General features: G+C 37.0%; 18 protein-coding genes. All 18 read right to left on the bottom strand.

Annotation, left to right across the window (positions count from 1 at the left end; all coding sequences use genetic code 11):
• Positions 1-56: 56 nt before the first annotated feature.
• A complete protein-coding gene (locus tag AB1H92_RS03155; protein WP_115360132.1) occupies positions 57-821 on the bottom strand; it encodes a sugar phosphate isomerase/epimerase in 765 nt (254 codons plus the stop codon).
• A 111-nt stretch (positions 822-932) separates the two neighbouring features.
• Positions 933-1,757, bottom strand: coding sequence for a carbohydrate ABC transporter permease (locus AB1H92_RS03150; RefSeq protein WP_115360131.1), 825 nt, complete (start codon positions 1,755-1,757; stop codon positions 933-935).
• Positions 1,754-2,626 carry a carbohydrate ABC transporter permease gene (locus AB1H92_RS03145; protein ID WP_243835607.1) on the bottom strand — a complete coding sequence of 291 codons (873 nt, stop codon included), beginning with the start codon at positions 2,624-2,626 and terminating at the stop codon, positions 1,754-1,756. The genes AB1H92_RS03150 and AB1H92_RS03145 overlap by 4 nt, the downstream gene beginning before the upstream one ends.
• A gap of 99 nt (positions 2,627-2,725) precedes the next feature.
• Positions 2,726-3,988, bottom strand: a complete 1,263-nt coding sequence (locus AB1H92_RS03140; protein WP_115360130.1) for an ABC transporter substrate-binding protein — start codon at positions 3,986-3,988, stop codon at positions 2,726-2,728.
• Between the two features lie 239 nt (positions 3,989-4,227).
• Complete coding sequence (locus AB1H92_RS03135; protein WP_243835608.1) at positions 4,228-5,961, bottom strand: sensor histidine kinase; 1,734 nt, start codon at positions 5,959-5,961, stop codon at positions 4,228-4,230.
• A 47-nt stretch (positions 5,962-6,008) separates the two neighbouring features.
• Entirely contained in the window at positions 6,009-7,559 is a 1,551-nt protein-coding gene (locus AB1H92_RS03130) for a response regulator transcription factor (RefSeq protein WP_115360128.1), read from the bottom strand.
• Between the two features lie 165 nt (positions 7,560-7,724).
• Entirely contained in the window at positions 7,725-8,765 is a 1,041-nt protein-coding gene (locus AB1H92_RS03125; RefSeq protein ID WP_115360127.1) for a Gfo/Idh/MocA family protein, read from the bottom strand.
• Between the two features lie 127 nt (positions 8,766-8,892).
• Positions 8,893-9,861, bottom strand: coding sequence for a sugar phosphate isomerase/epimerase (locus tag AB1H92_RS03120; RefSeq protein ID WP_115360126.1), 969 nt, complete (start codon positions 9,859-9,861; stop codon positions 8,893-8,895).
• A 236-nt stretch (positions 9,862-10,097) separates the two neighbouring features.
• Complete coding sequence (locus AB1H92_RS03115) at positions 10,098-11,126, bottom strand: Gfo/Idh/MocA family protein (protein ID WP_115360124.1); 1,029 nt, start codon at positions 11,124-11,126, stop codon at positions 10,098-10,100.
• Between the two features lie 19 nt (positions 11,127-11,145).
• The gene (locus tag AB1H92_RS03110) at positions 11,146-11,859 is read right to left on the bottom strand and encodes a ThuA domain-containing protein (RefSeq protein WP_115360123.1); all 714 of its coding nucleotides are present in this window, start codon (positions 11,857-11,859) and stop codon (positions 11,146-11,148) included.
• 72 nt (positions 11,860-11,931) lie between these two features.
• A complete protein-coding gene (locus AB1H92_RS03105; protein ID WP_115360122.1) occupies positions 11,932-12,951 on the bottom strand; it encodes a LacI family DNA-binding transcriptional regulator in 1,020 nt (339 codons plus the stop codon).
• A gap of 20 nt (positions 12,952-12,971) precedes the next feature.
• Complete coding sequence (locus AB1H92_RS03100) at positions 12,972-13,790, bottom strand: carbohydrate ABC transporter permease (protein ID WP_115360121.1); 819 nt, start codon at positions 13,788-13,790, stop codon at positions 12,972-12,974.
• The gene (locus tag AB1H92_RS03095) at positions 13,790-14,650 is read right to left on the bottom strand and encodes a carbohydrate ABC transporter permease (RefSeq protein WP_115360120.1); all 861 of its coding nucleotides are present in this window, start codon (positions 14,648-14,650) and stop codon (positions 13,790-13,792) included. Before AB1H92_RS03095 ends, AB1H92_RS03100 begins: the two co-directional genes overlap by 1 nt.
• Before the next feature lie 160 nt (positions 14,651-14,810).
• Positions 14,811-16,118 (bottom strand): ABC transporter substrate-binding protein, encoded by a 1,308-nt coding sequence (locus AB1H92_RS03090; protein ID WP_243835609.1) that lies wholly within the window; start codon positions 16,116-16,118, stop codon positions 14,811-14,813.
• Between the two features lie 161 nt (positions 16,119-16,279).
• Entirely contained in the window at positions 16,280-16,984 is a 705-nt protein-coding gene (locus tag AB1H92_RS03085) for a YesL family protein (protein WP_115360119.1), read from the bottom strand.
• A 27-nt stretch (positions 16,985-17,011) separates the two neighbouring features.
• The gene (locus AB1H92_RS03080) at positions 17,012-17,890 is read right to left on the bottom strand and encodes an ROK family protein (RefSeq protein WP_115360118.1); all 879 of its coding nucleotides are present in this window, start codon (positions 17,888-17,890) and stop codon (positions 17,012-17,014) included.
• Between the two features lie 223 nt (positions 17,891-18,113).
• Positions 18,114-19,196, bottom strand: a complete 1,083-nt coding sequence (locus tag AB1H92_RS03075) for a hypothetical protein (RefSeq protein WP_115360117.1) — start codon at positions 19,194-19,196, stop codon at positions 18,114-18,116.
• 104 nt (positions 19,197-19,300) lie between these two features.
• Positions 19,301-20,473: an FAD-binding oxidoreductase gene (locus AB1H92_RS03070; RefSeq protein ID WP_115360116.1), complete on the bottom strand. Its 1,173-nt coding sequence runs from the start codon at positions 20,471-20,473 to the stop codon at positions 19,301-19,303.
• Positions 20,474-20,666 lie beyond the last annotated feature (193 nt).

Genomic DNA, 20,666 nt, shown 5'->3' with positions numbered 1-20,666 from the left:
CTTTTACTCAAAATTTAACGTTATGCACTACCGATTTTTTGCTAGCTTCTAGCTTCTTATACTTTAAAATTTGCTTTTAAATAATCAAGACTCATTTGAACGCTTTGTAACGGGTCAACTTTACTTTGATCCTGCTCTACAACCCACCACTCAACATTTGATGTACTCGCTTGTTCGATAACTCTTGAAAGATCAACCCCGCCGGTTCCTAGCTCCGCAAAAAACTGTTCTTCATCAGTCGTCATATCTTTTAAATGTACTAATGGCGTTCGATTATGGTAACGCTTTAACCATTCAACAGGATTTTCATTCGCTTTCGTTAACCAGTAGACGTCTAATTCTGTTTGCACCCACTCAGGATTTGTTTCATTTAAAAGTAATTCGAGTGGAATTTCTCCATTGTCTAATGCCACTAATTCAAAATCATGGTTATGATACGAAAAATTGATGCCTTCTTTAAAGCACTGTTCTCCCACTCTATTTAAAATCGGAATTAGATTATAATAATCTTCCTTCGACCTTCTTTCCGGTGGAAGATATGGGCATACGATATTATTACTACCAATTACATGTTGATAACGAATTATTTCAGCCAACTCATCGGCATTTTCTAATGAATTGATTGGGATATGACTGGAAGCAGCTTTTAATCCTAAATCATCTAACGCACTTTTTAACGCCTCCGCTGATAAACCACCATATCCAGCAAACTCAATCCCGTCATACCCCATTTCGGCAACCTTCGCCAAAGTTCCTAGAAAATCTTTTTCTGTTGCTTCTCTTAGTGAATACAATTGTAAAGCAATTGGTCTATTTTTCATTTTCTTCTCTCCTCAAAATCTACTTTTGTAATCGATTACATTCTTAATGAATGTTTATATGGACAATCCTCTCGAAGTGTAAATACTCGCAAACGCTAATAACGCTCAAATTTACTTTACCGATCCCATCATCCCTGCAACAAAATGTCTTTGCATTAAGAAAAACACAAGTGCAGTAGGAATAGTCGCAATTACAATCGCTAAAAAACTCACGCCGTAGTCTGGAGAATAACTGGATCCCAAATTTGAAATTAATAAAGGAATAGTCTGTTTTTCTGGTGATTGTAAAACAACTAATGGCCATAAATAGTTATTCCAACTATTCATAAATGTAATGATTGCCGCAGCTGCATAGGCTGTTTTCATAGATGGCATAAAAATTTTAAAAAAGATGCCAAGTTCTGATAAACCGTCTATTCGACCTGCTTCAATTAATTCCTTTGCAAACATTTTTGTATTTTGTCGAAAGAAAAAGATTAAAAATGCTGTCGTAATCGTTGGTAATAATGCTGCCGCCAATGTGTCTATTCCGATAATCGGTAATGTTTGTGAAATGCCACCAAACATCCGATATAACGGTACCATTAATGCAGCAAATGGAATCATCATGGATAATAAAAGAATATTAAATAGAATATCTTTTTTTCTACTACGATAAATCTCAAAACCGTATCCTGCTAAGGAAGCGATAATTAATGCTAAAACTGTTGTTGCAATCGCAATCATCGCTGAATTTAATAATGCCTGTCCCATATTCACTGTCTCGAACAGGTTTTTCATATTTTCAAATAAATGACTGCCAGGCAACAAACGTCCTTTTGTGACATCAACTGATTTGTTTGTCGAACTGACGACCATCCAAAAAAATGGGAATATGGAAAAAAACGCCGCAACCGATAGGAAAATATATGTAAATGCTCTTTTGAAAACCTTCATTTTCGATCACCCGCCACCCTAAACTGTATTAATGAAAATAACACGATGAGTATCACAATAACGAATGATACTGCAGCTGCATATCCAAAATCAGGGGTATATTTAAACGACAAATTATAAATATATTGTGATATGGAAACTGTCCCATTTCCTGGTCCGCCGTTTGTAATATTCATAGTTTCATCGAATATTTGTAAAGTTCCTATCGTCGATGTAATCGAAGTGAATAGAATAATAGGTTTCAACATTGGAATCGTTATTTTAGTAAAGATTTGAAACGCATTCGCGCCATCCATTCTTGCTGCTTCATAAATAGATGCATCGATATTTTGCAAACCAGATAAATAGAAAATCATATTATAGCCCGTCCAACGCCATGTAATCGCCATAATAATAACGATTTTCGCTAAGATTGGATTGGTCAGCCATTGAATCGGCTCTGATATTAGCGAGATATCGATTAAAAATTTGTTAATAATCCCATTTTGGGCAAATATATTTTTAAAAATCACCGAGTATGCGACCAATGAGGTTACAGCTGGTAAAAAGATTGCGATTCTAAAAAAACCTTTAAATCTTAATTTGGGATCATTTAACAACACCGAAAAAACCAAGGCCAATATAATCATAATTGGCACTTGAAAAATCAAATAAATAAATGTGTTTTTCAAGGCCGCGATAAAGGTCGGATCTCCGAATAAACGTTTATAGTTGCTAAACCCCACATTTTCCAGGTTATTTCCCATTCCCGACTTAAAGGATAAAAGTAACGCTTGGAACATTGGATAAAAATAAAATATCGTAATAAATACTGTCGATATTAATACAAACACCCAGCCAATTGTTTGGCTTTTTCTTTTATGATTCAATATGTATCACTCCCAACATGGCAGTTTGAACTAAAGTGAAACGAAAGCCTATGATTTTTCTTAACTAAAAGATAAAGAGGCTTTCGTTCTTGTTATTTTTTATCTCGACTCAACTTGCTTTTGTGCACTTTCCAATACTTTATCTACATCTTGTCCGTTAAAATAATTTTGCATTTCAACGATTAAAATATCTTCAATTGAATACGTATGAATCCCGTAATTAATCGGTGGCACTTGCTCCATCCAACTCGCTAAATCTGCATAGATTTTTTGTCCACTGAAAAACGCATCTTCTGTTTGATAGGCTTCACCTTCTGCTGCTGGTAAAAATGTTCCAACGGCGCCGACTTCTCTCATAAGGTCTTGATAGAATTCTACATTGGAACCAAATGTATTTTTGAGAAATTCAGCTGCTTTTTCTTTTCCATCAATATTCAATACGTAAAATGATGAGCCACCCAAGTTCGATGCACTAACACTTTCTTTAAGATTTAAACGTGGAATCGGAACGACTTCCCATTTACCCGACTGAGATTCTTCCGCTTTAATGCTCGGAATAATCCAACTACCTTGAACGGCCGAAACGACATCCCCGCTGTTAAAGCCTGCTAAAAGTTGACTCCAGTCTGTATGAATACCAGCTACGTCTTCGTCAATTAACGTTTTAAAAATACGGAACGATTCTTTTAACGCTTCATTATTTGCTAAATCTGGTGTGACGCCATCCTCTTCTAAATACCATTTACCAGCACTTTGTGCCATGACACGAATGATGCCTAAATCATTAAAATCGAGCGTTAACATATGCTTGCCAGTTTTTTCTCGAATATCTTTTCCCATTTCGATATACTCATCCCAAGTAATATCTTTAAAATCCTCCACCGTATAGCCAGCTTCTTCAAGAATATCTGTTCTTATAAACAATCCTGTTACCCCTGTATCAAAAGGTAATCCGTACATTTTTCCGTCTAAACTAGTTGGTTCAATTTTATAGTCTGCGAAATCTTCCGCATTCAAGTAGTCTGATAGGTCATAAAAGACATCCGGATAGGATTGTAAAAAACTTTGTGCACGATAATCCTCAATGAGCACGATATTAGGCATTCCTTTCATAGTTCCAGAGCCCAATCCCGTGTTTAACTTTGAGATAATGTCATCTTGTGCATTTTCAATGATTTTCAGTTCTACTTCTTCTTCACCGTCATACGATTTTTCAGCTAATTCAAGTGCTGCAATATTAAATTTTGGATCCCATGCCCAAGCTGTAATTTCATTACTGTCATTATTCCCCTTAGTATCCGATGTTTCAGAACAAGCGACCAATAATATACTAATTAACAGCAGTAAACCAATTCTTCTCATTCTCTTACCTCCTCAATTCAACTTAATGAAAACGCTTACTATAAATAATTTAACATCTTAATTAAGCGGATGTTAGGATATTTTCTACATGAAATTGGACTTCCTTTACCTTCTCTGAATAGTCTTATTATTCACTAGGATTTTATTTAGATAATAGAACTTTTTATCGTTAATAAAACAAAAAACATTCTGCGTGCGAAAGTAAACGAGCACACAAGAATGTTTTTTACTGTTTTTAATCACAAATTTGATTTAATTATCGGTAGACGTATTTTCACCTTTGTCCCTTCGCCTAATGAACTTGAAAATTCTACACCATACGCTTTACCATACATAATTTCAATCCGTTCATGTACGTTACGAACCCCTATCCCACTACGTAATTGTTCATTTCTTTGACGAGTAGGCAATCGTTTACCACTTGGAATAACCATTCCGTCCCCATTATCAACAATTTCACAAATTAATGTATCTCCTTGCGTTCCAATCATAATATGAATAAAACCTGAAGTCTTTTTATTAAACGCATGGAAAAATGCATTTTCAATAAATGGCTGAATCATCAATTTTGGCAGTTCATAAGTTAAACTTTCAGGCGTCACAAAAAAATTCACGCGAATTTGTGAACCATAACGGGCTTGGTTAATATAAACATAATCTTTCATATTACTAATTTCTTGTTCGACTGTATTCGTTTCACTCATATGACCAATCGTGTTTTGGAGTAATGAAATAAGCTTATTAATCAGTTTCGTCGCTTTCTCAATATCGCCTTGCGCCGCGATGATTTTTATTGACGCTAACGTATTGTATAAAAAATGTGGATTAATTTGTTGTTGCAATGCTGTTAATTCAGCATGACGCTGCTTTTCTTGTGTAATCATTAATTCATCCACGTATTCTCGGAGCTCATCTAACATCGTATTAAAAGCGGTTGCTACTTGTCTCGTCTCATAACTACCTGGCACATCGATATAATAATTAAAACGATCCTTCGCACTATTATTAATTTGAAAAACAAGGTGTGTTAATGATTTTGTTAAACGCCTTGAAATTAAATAAATAAACAAAGTTGCAATTGCGATTATGAGTAAACTAATCAGGACGATGGATTTTTTATTAATAATATTATCAACGACGATTTTTTGGTCAATTAAATTAACGACATATAAGTCCAAGGCCGATAAATACTCTGCCAGAACAATTTTTTCTCTGTCAAAAAAGCCTATCGATTTGTAACTTAAACCACGCGCTTCGATTTCCTTTGCAACTTTGAATAGTTCAAGTTCCTTCTGCCCGATCAATTCAGCTTGATTGCTAGATACTATGATGCCATCACCATTTATAAGCACAACATCATTTCCCTCACTCGTATAACTTGCATAAAATTGTTGAAATTGGGGTTCTTGCATCGTAATATACAGAACTCCATATACATCTTCATTTTTTCGATCGATGAGTGCTCTGGATGCGACGATTGCTGACTTCTCCATGTTATCCACTTGAAAAGTATCATAATGATAAATGAGCCTTTTAGGATTTTGAAGTGAGCTTTTCGTAATTGAATGCCTTTCCAAAAGATCTTCTGAAATCGGCCAATAAACTCGATTCGTCGAAAAGCTTTGAACGTTTTTGCCAGCCACTGTAATTCCAGTATCATAGCCATCCAAATGTCTACTAATATCCTCTATTTTAAAACGCATATCATAATACGAATTGATCATTTCTAAATGTGTTTTATCAGTTTTCATCAAATAGTTCATTACTGTTGGACTTTGCTCAAGATCATTAACTGCATTTACAATAGAATAATTAAATTCTTCAATCTGAGTTTTAATTTGCTTTAACACTTTAGCATTTGTAATACTAAAGGTTTCTATAAATAAATTCTCAGACATTTTATAAGTACTCAATGTAATTAGAGAGGTAATTGCACTAATACTAAAAAACATAACCAAAAATATTTTTGTCATTAAACCAATATCCTTGATACTTTTAAATGGGTTTCTCATATTTAAATCTACCTTTTGTGAACATGTTTTCTTCGATAACTGCTTGGTGAATACCCAGTGAAATTTTTAAACACTCTACAAAAATAACTATGATCAGAGTAGCCGACGCGCATACTAATTTTAGCAATCGGGTCCTTGCCTTCCCTCAATAATTCCATCGATTTTTTTATTCGCATCTGATTTAAATATTCGCTAAAACCTTGATGATGATTATCGCTAAAGTATTTTGATAAGTATGATGGATTATAATGAAATTTCTCACCCATTTCAGCTAAGGTCAATGGCTCTGCATAATATTGGTCAATATAATCTAATAACTTCTGCATATTGGATTGATTTGATTTTTCTTCTACATTTTCAACGATAAATATCACTTCTTGTAAGAATTGAGTCAATACCGCAACCGTTGTTGGAGCACTTTTTCCTTCTTCAATCAAAGCGATATAATGATATTTTTCTCTGTCTAGTCGTTTATTATCGTATCCCATATTGCCTAATAAAATCACAATATTAAACACAATATTTCCTAGTAACGATTTAAACGTGAATTCATCCTGCGTGTATTGTTGCATTAACTTCTCTGTAAAAGATTCAATATATGAAAATGCTTCTTCGAATTGGCGACGTTGAAAAAGCTCCGTGAATTTGGCTAGTTGGAAAGACGCTTCGACTGTTGGTAAGTTTGGTAATGCATCGTAAATGAAAATCTTCTCATCCACTAAATAAAAATGATAATTTAATAGCTTCATTAAATCGATTTGATAGGCTCGTTTTATTTGAAAGAAATCCTCAAATGGCTCTGCTAATCCCCATACAATTTTTTCATCTGTAAATGTTAAAGATGTAGCGGTCATCCTAATAGATTCTTTAATTGCTTGCGCTTGACCTTGCTCAAAATTAAATAGAAATGCAGATATATTTTGTTTTTTAGGAAGTCTTTTTATATAAATTTGTGTAAAACTTTTCTTCAACTGTTCTTCAATCTTTTTAATTAATGAATCATTTTCATTGTGAAAAGTGAGACCAAGTAGACAATAATATTTATGCGGGAAATAATCTTCAACAAATGACTGATTTTCTTCTATTTCTTCTCCTGCCATAACGCGATTTATTACATCATCTATTGAATTTACCGTTGCATTGTCAGCTTTTTCTTGCAATATAAGACCTGGAATTTTTTTGGCTGTTTTTTGAAGCGAGGTTAGGAGGCTAGTGCCCTCCAGTTGCGGTTTCAAAATATAATCAGAAACGCCCAGTTGGAAAGTATTACGTACATAATCAAACTCTCCAAAACTACTTAAAATAATGATTTCAATTTCTGGATACTTATCTTTGATTTCTTTCGTTAACATTTCCCCATCCATCACAGGCATAACCATATCTGTGATGACAATATGCGGTTGATTTTTGTCAATTGATGCTAATGCCTCTTCACCATTTGTCGCTTCATCAATGATTTGAAATCCTTCTTTTTCCCAGTCGATTGAATGTTTAATCCCCTGCCTGATAAGTAACTCGTCATCTACAATTAGCACTTTACAAAATTGATTATTTGCCATTGCTGTTCCTCCGACTTCATGATAATTTTGCGAGTCCTAATCTTCCTACTATTATAACAGGATTACTTACTAATAATATTAAAATAGAGCTTCTATTCGAAGTATATGGTTTTTCTTTACAATTAAAAATAAGCCTCTTCAGTGACTAGAGACTTACTTTTATTTTTAAAAAATAATCGCCTTTCCGGTCCCAGCTGACTCATAAAGTGCATTCACGATTTTTTGAATAATAACACCTTGTTCTGGTGTACTGTAAGGAAGTTTTCCGCCCAAACATCCTTCCACAAATTGACTGATTTCACGTTGGTGACCATTCACTTCGGGCGCATAAGCAGGTGTAATGTCAACTAATGTGCCATGCTTTTCCTGGTAAAACTTTAACGGAAATATATCTGCGCCACCCTCATCGCCCATTAATGACACTTGCATGGTTTCGTCTTTTTCAACATTTGCTGCAAACGCTGATTCTACGATAATCGAAGCACCATTTTTAAAAGTAATCATCCCAACCGCCATATCTTCAATTGAATAATTTTCGTAATCCCAATCCCCAAATAGGCCGACACCTTTTTTATTGCCAATTCTTTGATGCGTTTGTCCAAGTACAACAGCAGGCTCAGGATAATCCATTAAATACAATGCTGTATCCAACATATGAATCCCTATATCGATTAATGGACCGCCGCCTTGGAGTTCTTTATTAGTGAAAACGCCCCATCCGGGGATGCCTCTTCTACGTATTGCTTGGACTCGGGCTGCGTAAATCTCTCCCATTTCTCCAGCTTCAATAAACGATTTTGCGATTTCTACATCAGATTGATACCTGTAATGAAAGCCGTACGTTAAAATTTTTCCAGTCTTTTCCGCTGTGGCAGCCATTTGTTCTGATTCTTTCACTGTCATGGCAGGGGGCTTTTCACATAACACATGGCAGCCTGCTTCAAGTGCTGCGATTGTCGCTTCTTTATGAAATTTATTCGGTATACATATACTAACTGCATCTAGTTTGACGCGGGTAAACATTTCTTGATAAGAGCTATACGTTTGCGGAATCCCATAAATTTCTGCAACCTCTTCTGCCCGCGCCTCATTGACATCTGCAATCGCAACGACTTCTACCCGGTCACATAGTCCTAAATAGTGGGGAATATGTACTTCTTTTGCGATTAACCCGGCGCCAACAATTCCAACCCGTAACCTTTTCATTTGAAACACTCTTTTCTTTTATGTAGGTTCATTAAATTTCAACTTTCCCGTTAAATGGAAAAAAGTTGTGACGCAGGCATTCGCATTACTTACGTCACAACTATCATCTAACAGCTGCGTATAGCCGTCAAGCCCACCACATCTCCGCAGGTTTTTCATTAATTAACACCGACTTTAAATTCGTCACCGCACGCGTCAATCCTTCTTCTACGGACATGAGTGGATCTTCATGTTCAATACTGACTACATAATCATAGCCGTAAGTACGAAGCGCACTCATCATATCCGACCACTCTTGAATGCTATGGCCACAGCCTACAGAACGGAATGTCCAAGCACGCGATTGAACGTCTCCATATGGTTGCATATCCGTTAACCCATGCATATTGACATTGTCTTGGTCAATATAGGTGTCTTTTGCATGGAAATGGTGAATTGCATTTTCTTTCCCAAGAATTTTAATCGCAGCAACAGGATCAATGCCTTGCCACCATAAGTGACTCGGGTCAAAGTTCGCACCAATCGCCTCAGAAGTAGCTTCACGTAATTTCAACATCGTATACGGTGTATGCACTGAAAAACCGCCGTGTAATTCAATTCCAACCTTCACGCCGTGATCTTCAGCAAGCTTTCCCGCCTCTTTCCAGTAAGGAATTAACTTCTTCTCCCATTGCCAATTGTAAATATCGGAGTACTCTGTTGGCCATGGTGAAACTGGCCAGTTTGGAATCTGAGAGTGTTCACCTGACCCTGGCGTACCCGAAAATGTGTTGACAACGGGAACATCCATCAACTCTGCTAATTTCACTGTTTTAACAAATGTATCATGCGCTTCTTTTGCAACTGCTTCATTTGGTGATACTGGGTTGGCATGACAGCTAAATGCGCTAATTGTTAATCCTCTAGAATGCACTTGCTCTAAGTACTCTTTTCTTTTATCAGCGCTGGCAAGCAGCTCATCAACATTACAATGCGCATTGCCCGGATATCCACCAGTTCCAATTTCAACTGCTTGGATCCCTGCTTGTTGTACATAATCTAACATTTCTTCAAATGGTTTATGAGAAAACAATACTGTAAATACGCCTAGTTTCATGGGATACATCCTCCTGTTAATTTTATTTCACCCAAACATCCTAACATTTCGAAGAAGGTTGATTTCCGCTCCAGGCGGACGCTTTCCGCGGGCACGGCTTCAATCTCCTCGTCACTTCGTTCCTGCGGGGCTTTCAGCTCGCGCTGTTTCCGCCGGAGTCGCCGCCTTCCGCTCCAATCAACACGATTAGAACGCTTCATTGAAGTGTCTTATACTTCCTTTGTTATTAAATCAAATTAGTTAATCTGACTAAACTTCTTCGTTTCCATCGACTCTAATGCCGCTAAAATAACTTCTAACGATTTCTTTCCTTCTTCGCCGTCAATAAGCGGTTCCTTATTTTCAAGAATTGCCTCAACGAAATGGTCAATCGTATGAGACGTCGTTTGGCCGCCTTCCTCATTTGATTGAATCGCGCCTAATTCGTAATTCACAACTTCCCCATTTCTATATTGAACAATTAAGGAATAATTTGGGTCATCTTCAAGTCGTAATGTTGCATTTTCTCCGTAAATAATTGTTGAATTATCTTCCCCAGCCGTATACGCCCAGCTTGCCGCGAGTGTACCGATAATGCCGCTTTCCGATTTCAAAATACATACTGCATTATCATCTACATCTGCAAATTCTTTCGAGCTCGTCTCAATAAAACTAGCCACTTCAACAAATTCCTCGCCTAGTAAATAGCGAAGCAAATCCGTTTTATGTACGCCAAGGTCACCCATTGCGCCAATAAACGCCTCATCTTTTTTAAAGAACCAACTCTCTTTTCCATCTGCACTCCAATTTTCTGGACCGCCGTGGCCGAAAGCACTTCTAAAGCTAAAGATTTTCCCAACTTCACCGCTCTCAATTAACGCTCTTGCTTTCTGGTGAGATGTCACAAAGCGCTGGTTGTGTGCAATCATTAATTTTTTATCATTCTTTTTGGCTGCTTCAATCATTGCGTCCGCTTCCTCTATCGAAGTTGCCATTGGCTTTTCACATAGCACATGCTTCCCAGCTTCTAAAGCAGCAATTGAAACTGGTGCGTGGAGATAGTTTGGAAGACATACGCTTACAGCATCTATCTCTTCAATCTTCAATACATCTTCATAGTTTGTGAAAGCTTCCGTTCCATATTGTTCAGCAACTTCCTGTACTCTTTCTTCAACAATGTCACAAACTGCGACTATTTCTACGTTTGGATTGCTATTAAATTCTCCTAAATGACGGTTTTTCGCGATACTTCCGCAACCAATCACAGCTACTTTCAACGTTGTCAATGAACCCATCTCCTTAAATTTATTTGATTTCTTCTAAAGGTTGTGCATTTCCATAAACTGGCGTAGGCGTATTTGTATTTGCCGCCCATTTTACTCCGTTACGAATTACTTTTTGAATATCTTTGTTATAGTAAGTTGGATATGTTTCATGGCCTGGACGGAAATAAAAGATTTTCCCTCTGCCTCGTTTAAAAGTTGCTCCACTTCGGAACACTTCTCCGCCCTCAAACCAGCTTACAAAGACTAACTCATCCGGCGTTGGAATATCAAAGTGTTCTCCGTACATTTCCTCTTTTTCCAGCTCAATAAATTCGCCAATGCCTTCTGTAATTGGATGCGTTGGATCTACTACCCAAAGACGTTCTTTTTCATCGGCCTCACGCCATTTTAAATCGCAAGTTGTACCCATTAATGTCTTAAAAATTTTCGAGAAATGTCCAGAATGTAAAACGATTAGCCCCATCCCTTCAAGGACTCTTTGTTTTACCTTCTCAACAATTTCATCTTTCACTTCGTCATGTGCCATATGCCCCCACCAAACTAGGACATCTGTCTCTTTAAGTACCTCATCTGTTAAGCCATGCTCAGGTTCATCTAACGTAGCAGTTTTCACATGTTCAAATTCTTCACCAAGAAAATTTGCAATAGCCCCATGAATACCTTCTGGGTAAATCGCGGAAACCTCGGGATTCTCATTCTCATGGCGATTTTCATTCCAAACGACTATCTTCATAAATAATGCCTCCTATTTCAATCTGTTGCACGATTAATGCAACCGGTTGCAATTTTGTTTCAAAACAATCCATTACATTTGCTTACAGGATTGTCTTTCAATCATTAATGTTGGAACAATGATACTTTTATTGAATGTAGACGGTTCGTTAATTAATTCAATTAAACAACTTGCCGACTCATGACCTAACTGAAAAATATGTGTGTCCATTGTCGTTAATGGCGGATTAGATACTTGTGTAAGCACTGAATTATTAAAGCAAATGATACTCATATCATAAGGAACTCTAATATTTTTCTCACTTAATGCCGTTAACATAACGAGTGCATTTAAGTCATTCGCAACAACTAGTGCAGTCGGCGGTTCGACTAAATCGAGCAACTCTCCTGCAATCTTTCTTCCTTCCTCTGCATCGAATTTAAGATTTTTAATATATTCTTCTTTGATGGGGATGTTTTTTTCATTTAAAGCCGATAAGTAGCCATTTAACCTTGCTTCATCTACTTCAAACTGATTATCCTCACCAATAAAAGCAATGTCCTTATGCCCTAAATCAAATAAATAAGTCGTCGCCTCTTTAGCTGCCTGTACGTTGTCATTATCGACATACGTAATTTGACCTTGCGAATGAACCGGCTTTCCAATGACGACAAATGGAATGTTAGACTCAACTAAGTAAGGAACAACTTTGTCGTCTTCCTTTGAATAAAGCACAATCATGCCATCTACTTTTTTTCCTCGTACCATTTTCACTGTATCGTTATAAATCTCTTCCTCAGATTCTCCTGTCGTTAAGCTAATGCTGAAGTCGAACTTACTGCATAATGCACTAATTCCTGCAATAACTTCTGGAAAGAACGTATTATACATTGACGCTTGAGTAGAATGCTTCACGACGATACCAATTGTTTTGGTAGATTGCTGTGCTAAATTTCGAGCATTATAATTTAAATGATAACCTAGTTCTTCCATTACTTTTTGTACTTTTCTTTTTGTTTTATCGCTAATATGCGGGCTGTCAGAAATCACACGTGATACAGTAGAAGGTGCTACATTTGCGGCTTTCGCAACATCCCGAATCGTTACTGACATTTTCTTCACCTCATCTACTACTATTTGACAGCGCCTTCAGAAACACCTTCAATAATTTGCTTTTGGGCAAAGAAATAACCAACAATCACAGGAATAATTGCGATTGTTAATCCAGCTAGCGCTAAATGCCATTGCTTCGTGTACTGGCCAAAGAACAAAAACATTTTCAAAGGAATTGTGGCACTTGAATCAGGCAAGATTAATGATGGCAGTAAATAGTCATTCCAAATCCAAATGACATTTAATATGCCAACTGTCACTGAAATAGGTTTTAACAATGGAAATACGACATGCCAAAACACTTGAAACTTATTGGCGCCGTCAATTATTGCCGCTTCATCCAATGACTTTGATATTCCAGTCATCGCTCCGTGATATAAAAAGATCGATAAACTACAACCAAATCCTAAATACATAAAAATCAAACCTGTTTTATTTAACATATCTGCTTTTCCAAATAACGATACGAGTGGAATCATCACTGACTGGAACGGAATTAACATCGCAGCTACGAAAACTAAGAGCAGCATGCCGCTCAACCTACTTTTATTGCGGGCTAGCGCATATCCAGCCATGGCTGAGAAAAGTATTATTATGCCAACACTCAAAATCGTAATGAATAATGAGTTAAACAAGGACTTTGTGAAATCCAAATCTATATAAGCTTTGACGAAATTCTCTGTCACAAACTCGCTTGGGAATCCAAGTACATCAGTAAAAATATCTCGTTTGGATTTAAATGCATTCACAATCATTAAATAGAACGGAGAGAGCCATAACAAAGCTAGTAATAACCCGAAAATCTCGATTAAAAAGGACTTTCGTTTACGTTTCTTCATTACATGTCAACCTCCCGTTTTTTATTGTAGTAAACATTTGTAACGGCAACTGCTGCTACAATGATAAAGAAAATAACAGCTTGCGATTGTGCATAGGCCATTTTATTTTCAGTGAATGCCGTTTTAACAATACTCATAGCGACCATTTGCGTTGAATTATAAGGTCCGCCGTTTGTTAATGACAAGTTCTGATCATATATTTGAAATGAATTAGAGAGCGTTAAAAACATGCTCACTGTAAATGCGGGCGCAACTAATGGAAAGATAATATTCTTGAACTTTTGGAAACTAGATGCACCATCTATTTCCGCAGCTTCGAGCAAGTCCTTTGGTATATTTTCCAAATAAGCGATGTAAATGACCATGATATATCCTGCCATTTGCCAAGACGTTAAAATAACAAGTCCCCAAAATCCAGTTGCAGTTGTTGATAACCAACCCGTTAATGCTTCAATTCCCAACAATTCTCCTATGCTACCAAAAACACTAATAAAGATAAACTGCCAAATAAACCCTAAAATGAGTCCGCCAATTAAGTTTGGCATGAAAAAGATTGTTCTCATAAAGTTACTCGTACGCATTCTCTGTGTAACAAGTAACGCTAATCCTAAACCAAGGAAATTCAGCAAAATTACGGAAACAATTGCAAATTTCGTTGTGAACCAAATGGATGCTCTAAATTCCGCGTCTTTAAATAAGTTTATGTAATTTTTAAATCCCAGAAACTCAGTCGCGTTGATTCCATTCCAATTTGTAAAAGAATATACAAATCCGTAAAGAAAAGGAATCATAATTACAAGGCTTAAACTCAAAATAACAGGGGCCAAAAATAACCAAAATGAAATATCGCGATTACGCATGAAGCACCTCCATCTATTAATTTTGAAAAAAAGCAGCGAACAAATTGAATATGTATTTGTTCGCTGCAATGTTTAAGCACTACCCCTCAGTCATTTTTCAGATTAAATAATGTCAACGAGCTGGTAACGCTTTCAACTTTTCTTTAACATGGGCTCATACTTATTGTCTTTCCGCTTCCCACTTTTCGATTGACTTGGAAATCACTTCATCCCATTCCATATCGCCACTTAAATACTTTTGAATGTTTACCCCAAGTGTTTCTTGGTTCCATCCAGTTGGTGTTGCTTGGTAAACCCATCCTTCGATTGTTTTTCCAACCTCAGCAAACTCATAAATTTGCTTTGAAAGTGGATCAGAAATTTTTTCCGCATCGTAATCTTTGTAAGCTGGAATAAACTTAAAGTCTTCTAATACAGCATTTTTCCCTGTTTCAGATGTATACAACCAATCTAAGAAATCCTTACTTGCTTGAACTACTTTGTCATCTTTTTTATCATTTACTGCCCAAAACATTGGAACGCCCGCTGGAATATGTCCTTCAAATCCTTCAACTGGTACTGATAAAATTCCAATGCCATTTTCCGCAAAATCCGGATCCATATCATAAACTGAATTGTACACCCAGTTTCCTTGTTGGATCATTGCAACTTTTTCTAAAGAAAATAATTGCTCCACTTGTTGTGAGTAATCCAAACTTAAAATTGGTTGAACTGAATATTTATTTTGTAAGTCTAAATATCTTTTCAGCTCGTCGCCTTTTTCCAAAGCAATTGTTTCTGCATGATAAGCTTCTTGAATATCATTGTTAAACTCCGGTGCGATAAACATATTTGAAATATGGTCACCTAATACCCAAAGTTCTTTTGCCGGCAAAGCAAATACCGCATCTAGGCCTAGCTCTTCTTTCTGTTTATCTAATGTTTCTACAACATTTTGCAAATCTTCGAATGTAACGATGTCCTCTACGTTAATGCCTGCTTCTTCAAATACATTCTTGTTATAAATTAAACCATACCCTTCTTGGTTGAAAGGTAAGCCTAAAACTTTAGCGTCCTCTTGAACGGCTGTTAATGTTCCGTCTAGTGCAGCCTCCGCAGCGGCCGTATCAGCTAAATCCGCTAAGTACGCTCTGTATTCTTCAACATCGGAAGGACCGCCTACGTTAAAAATTGCCGGCTCATCGCCTGAAGCAAATGCTGCTTTCAAAGTACCACCATAATCATTTCCGCCGCCAACTGTTTTAACGTTGATTTTCACACCTGGATTTTCATCCTCGTACACTTTGACTAAGTCTTCAAATTGATCTTTAATTTCTACCTTGAATTGAAAGATATCGACTGTAACTTGATCCTCCGATGATTTTTCTTTGTCATTGCCACTGTCATTAGAAGATGAACAACCAACTAATGCAAGCACAGCAACTAACATTATCGAAACAATACGAAAAAATGATTTTCTGTTTTTCAAATTAACCTTCCCCTTTCTTATTAGTGCAAACGGTTGCACAAGACAGTATAGAGAGTTAGCATCCTAATAATTTAGGTATCTACCACTCTATGAAACCGCTTGCATGGTAATTCCTCTATAGAGTATCACGACTTTTTATTTTCTGCAACTATAGATTCATCTCAACTTCCAGAATCACTGCCTGCCTGTGTAATCTTCAAATACCGACTATAAAATGCAGCAAACGATAAAAATGCAATAAGGGAACCCGTAAAGAACGGCAGCAAAAATAAGAAAACATTGAAACTCATATAGATAATTATGCCACTACTTATCGCGATTGCTACAAATAAAATCGGACTACCTACAGTAATCAAGCATGCATTTTTTATCGATTCTCGAAATGTCATATCGTAGTGAACTGTGATGGAAAATAGATTAATCGTCAAGACAAACAACACAATGCCCATCGTTAAAAAGAAAATAAATAAGTAAAAATTATTTTCAAAGAAATAATAAACATCTACGACCCAAACCACCCAAATCGCGGTCATTACGAGACCATTCACGATACTTCTTTTATAATTTTCTTTGTAGTATTGCCAATAAGTTTTTATTAACGAACTGCCATCACGATCTTTAATGACCCAATCCCTTGCCATCCCAAACATTGCAGTCGTCGCGGGAAAAAATACAAATGGAAGTAGGGCAATCATCGGTACAAGGAACACCATCATTGTCTCTACCCTACCAAGTACAAGCATATTTAATCCTAAAAATACGATAGGGAAGCTAAAAAGCAACCATAATACATTGGCCGCTGAAAATCTCATAAACCATACACAAAGTGTAAATAGACCGCCCATCAACCCGCTTTGATTGGTCATCCAAAAACTCCTTTCCTCTTTACCAACTTACATGTGAAGCGCTGCCGCCCCAAGTAATCCCGCTTTATTGCCTAGTGAAGCTCTCATAATTTGTACGTCTTTAAAACTATCAATAATAAGTTCCAGCACTTTCTCTCTCACCATTTTAATAAGCACATCTTGTTCCATAATACCACCGCCAATAATAATCGCAGGTGGATTGAAAATATGTGTTAATGAAACTAATCCCGTTGCAATTTCAAGCACCCAATTTTCTAGTACAGTCTCTAATCGCTTGTCGCCTTCATCTAGCCCCTCAAAAATTTTACGGCCGTTCGTATATTTCGGATCAATCTTCATCGCCTGTTTCACTAAAGCTGTTGTAGAACCGTACATTTCATAACAACCATAACATCCGCAATTACACTTCACCCCTCCAGGATGCAAAACTAGATGGCCCACTTCTGCAGCGATACCATTCAGACCTTTATAAACGGTCGAATTCATAACGATTGCGCCACCAACTCCCGTACCATAGGTTAAACATAGAAAATCTTCGAAGTCTTTCCCCGCACCAAAGAACTTTTCCCCAAGCGCTGCCGCATTCACATCGTTTTCTACTTTTACCCGCACGTTGAAACGTTCTTCAAAAAGCGCTTTCAAATTCATCCCTTTGTAACCCGGAAAATTTTCGTTCGCATAAACGATTATCCCTTTATCACTATCGACCTGACTCGCTGTACTAATCCCAATCGCCTCAAAACCAGAATAATGCGCCTCGATTACTTTCATCAGATTTTCAACTAAATACGGGCCGCCTTTCATCGCTTCCGAATCAATCTCCCGAAAATTTGATGTAAGCCCTTTCTCATCTACAAGACAAATTTTAATAGAAGTCCCGCCAATATCGACTGCCAATATGTTCATAGAAGTCTCCCCCTGTATGTTTCTCACTTTTTGAATTAACTGTAGCATAGGATGGATATTCTGGCTACTTTCATTTCATCAACACAATGTTCGCTCACAATAACATGAATTTGTTAAATAGATTGTTAATCAAACATATTCCCTTTTCCATATCATCATTCATTCTCCCAAAAAAGCTTTGCTATGGAATAAATCAACCTACCATAGCAAAGCTTCCATTCATTTATTTAACTTCTTGCAACCGAGTCGTTTTCAAATCCCGCTCTTTCGACAATTTAATTGGTGCATAAATTAATGCAGCCATTAAGAACAGGCCTAGATAGCCAATTAAGTTGTAGAAGAAAGCAACTAACTCTGTGAATCCAACAAAACTTAATACGAACCCGACGATACATACAACAAAAACTGCAACATTCGATGTTTTTTTATTCATATCAAAAAATCTTGCTACGAACGCATAGAACATACTTACACCCGTATTAAAAATCATTCCGAATAAAATGAACGACATAAAGATTGCTAGTCCTGGTGAGATATCGTTCACAATTTTTAACATCGGCATTTGATAAGATGCAACAACATCGACTTTTGAGAAGATCGCAAGGTGACTCAAAATGATCAAAATTCCAAGCCCAAGTCCGCCGATTAATCCACCCAAAGCTGCTGTTCTTTCATCTTTCTCAGCGCCCCCCATGACAAGCGACATCGCAGCACCTACTGCAATATTAAAGGATACATAGTTTAGTGCTGAAATAAACCAGTTCGGTAAAGTTGTTTCATGTTTTAAAGCGATTGGATTTAGTTCACTGAATGATAAATCCATTGTTAACAAACAATAGACGCTAATCCCGATGACTGTTAACACGAGAAAAGGTGTAATACTTCCAATCACGCCAACTACTTTCTCAACATTCATCAACATTGTGAAAATTAGTAAGACAACAAGCAGTGCACTACCAAAATAGGCAGGTAGGCCAAACTGTTGATTTCCGATAGACCCCGCTCCTGCAATCATTACGACTCCTACTCCGAATAGTGTGAAAACTATTATCGCATCAACGAGCACCCCAAGGTATCTACCACTAATTTTATAAATTGCATCTTTATGATTTGTCGTTCGCATTCTACTTCCTAAACGTGTGAGCGTCATGCCCATATATGCAAATAACGCAGTACTTAAAATCGCTGCTAACGTCCCTAAATGTCCGAAACTCGTGAAATATTGCAAAATCTCTTGTCCTGAAGCAAAGCCCGCTCCTACGATAATACCAATAAAAGCGCTTCCAATTTTTAGTATTCTAAACATATTTTTCCCCCAATGTACTGTAGTTAATACCCTAACCCCTTTTAGAGATAAACGAAGTGCCTACTCCGTTATCGAATAAGGCACTTCATATTGATACTCATCAACTAACTTTTAACAACTTCTTTAAAACGCTCAAACTTTAAAGGATCCGTTGGGATAATTGTATCTACCCCGCGGATTAACTCATCTATTATTTTTCCAGTAACTGTTGCTAAACTAATTCCGTCACCCTCATGTCCTGCGGCAATATAATACCCAGGAATTTCTTCAACTTCTGAAACAATTGGTAAGTGGTCCGACGTCCAAGGTCTGAAACCTGTGTATGTACGGATGATGTTGAAATCGTTCATCTGCGGATAGAATCTAAGCACTCTTCTTGCCATCGTTTCAACAACGTTAATATCGATTCTTCCATCATAGCCAACAAATTGTCTACTACTTCCAATTAAGAAGTTTTGACTCTCGAGTGGTTCCAAAACGAGTGCAACACCGTGTTTTTCTGTACGCTCATCCGTAATTCTCTCACGGCCAAATTTGTTCATTAAGTAACCAAACTCCATTACATTTCGCATCATGACAGGCTCTTGACGTGAACCTACAAGAATATGTCCTTTTCTTGGAATAATAGGAATATCCAACTCTAGCATTTTTCCTAGGAACGGAGCCCAGACGCCCGCCGCATTCACTACTTTTTTCGCAGTAAACGTACCGTTTGTTGTTTCAATGATAAAGTCGTCCTTCTTCTTCATGCCCGTAACTTCCGTTTGTGTATGTAGTTTAAGTCCGTACTGCTTTGCTTTATCAATTAAGGAATAACAAAATAAATATGGGTTAATGAGCGAATCGGTTTCACATTCCAATCCACCTGGAATATCATCCGCAAAATAAGGAGATTCCTGTCGAAGATCTGAACGATCCAATAAGTTAAACTTTAATCCAGCCTTATTTTGGATATCTACCCACTCTTTTGCAGCTTCCATCTCAGTGTCATTATCACAAACGAGCAGGCTACCTAGTGGACGATACTCAAACGGCAAGTCAAGCTCTTCATGTAAATCAACAGTTAATTCCTGACTTTTCAACGACATAAGACTATCGAATCCAGGATCTTTATCAACAATTGTTACGTTGCCATCGCAGCGTGAAGATGTCCCACTCGCAATGTCGTTTTTCTCAATTAATACGCAATCGATTCCAGACTTGGCAACATAGTAAGCGATTGCACATCCGACAATCCCACCGCCAATAATCGCAACTTCTGCATGATTCGTTGACATATTTTTTCCTCCTTTGACATAGAAAGAGCATTTATACTACATTATAGTACAGATAGTATTATAAATATAGATAGTATTAAAAAAACCTTCAATTTTTATAGAAAGTTTATTCTATTCTACATATCTATGTTAAAATAGGAATAGACAACCTGTCAAATTTATTTTGCAATTATGTAAAAGGAGGAGTTGGCCC

It is taken from the genome of Sporosarcina pasteurii, assembly GCF_041295575.1.
Lineage (GTDB): Bacteria > Bacillota > Bacilli > Bacillales_A > Planococcaceae > Sporosarcina > Sporosarcina pasteurii.
Note: the sequence above shows the minus strand (reverse complement) of the source record. Positions and strands in the feature narration are given on the sequence as shown.

What these genes read in the sequence shown, in the direction of transcription:
- AB1H92_RS03155 (WP_115360132.1), bottom strand. Translation starts at nt 821, where the DNA reads ATGAAAAATAGACCAATTGCTTTACAATTGTATTCACTAAGAGAAGCA.
- AB1H92_RS03150 (WP_115360131.1), bottom strand. Translation starts at nt 1,757, where the DNA reads ATGAAGGTTTTCAAAAGAGCATTTACATATATTTTCCTATCGGTTGCG.
- AB1H92_RS03140 (WP_115360130.1), bottom strand. Translation starts at nt 3,988, where the DNA reads ATGAGAAGAATTGGTTTACTGCTGTTAATTAGTATATTATTGGTCGCT.
- AB1H92_RS03135 (WP_243835608.1), bottom strand. Translation starts at nt 5,961, where the DNA reads ATGACAAAAATATTTTTGGTTATGTTTTTTAGTATTAGTGCAATTACC.
- AB1H92_RS03130 (WP_115360128.1), bottom strand. Translation starts at nt 7,559, where the DNA reads ATGGCAAATAATCAATTTTGTAAAGTGCTAATTGTAGATGACGAGTTA.
- AB1H92_RS03125 (WP_115360127.1), bottom strand. Translation starts at nt 8,765, where the DNA reads ATGAAAAGGTTACGGGTTGGAATTGTTGGCGCCGGGTTAATCGCAAAA.
- AB1H92_RS03120 (WP_115360126.1), bottom strand. Translation starts at nt 9,861, where the DNA reads ATGAAACTAGGCGTATTTACAGTATTGTTTTCTCATAAACCATTTGAA.
- AB1H92_RS03110 (WP_115360123.1), bottom strand. Translation starts at nt 11,859, where the DNA reads ATGAAGATAGTCGTTTGGAATGAAAATCGCCATGAGAATGAGAATCCC.
- AB1H92_RS03105 (WP_115360122.1), bottom strand. Translation starts at nt 12,951, where the DNA reads ATGTCAGTAACGATTCGGGATGTTGCGAAAGCCGCAAATGTAGCACCT.
- AB1H92_RS03100 (WP_115360121.1), bottom strand. Translation starts at nt 13,790, where the DNA reads ATGAAGAAACGTAAACGAAAGTCCTTTTTAATCGAGATTTTCGGGTTA.
- AB1H92_RS03095 (WP_115360120.1), bottom strand. Translation starts at nt 14,650, where the DNA reads ATGCGTAATCGCGATATTTCATTTTGGTTATTTTTGGCCCCTGTTATT.
- AB1H92_RS03085 (WP_115360119.1), bottom strand. Translation starts at nt 16,984, where the DNA reads ATGACCAATCAAAGCGGGTTGATGGGCGGTCTATTTACACTTTGTGTA.
- AB1H92_RS03080 (WP_115360118.1), bottom strand. Translation starts at nt 17,890, where the DNA reads ATGAACATATTGGCAGTCGATATTGGCGGGACTTCTATTAAAATTTGT.
- AB1H92_RS03075 (WP_115360117.1), bottom strand. Translation starts at nt 19,196, where the DNA reads ATGTTTAGAATACTAAAAATTGGAAGCGCTTTTATTGGTATTATCGTA.
- AB1H92_RS03070 (WP_115360116.1), bottom strand. Translation starts at nt 20,473, where the DNA reads ATGTCAACGAATCATGCAGAAGTTGCGATTATTGGCGGTGGGATTGTC.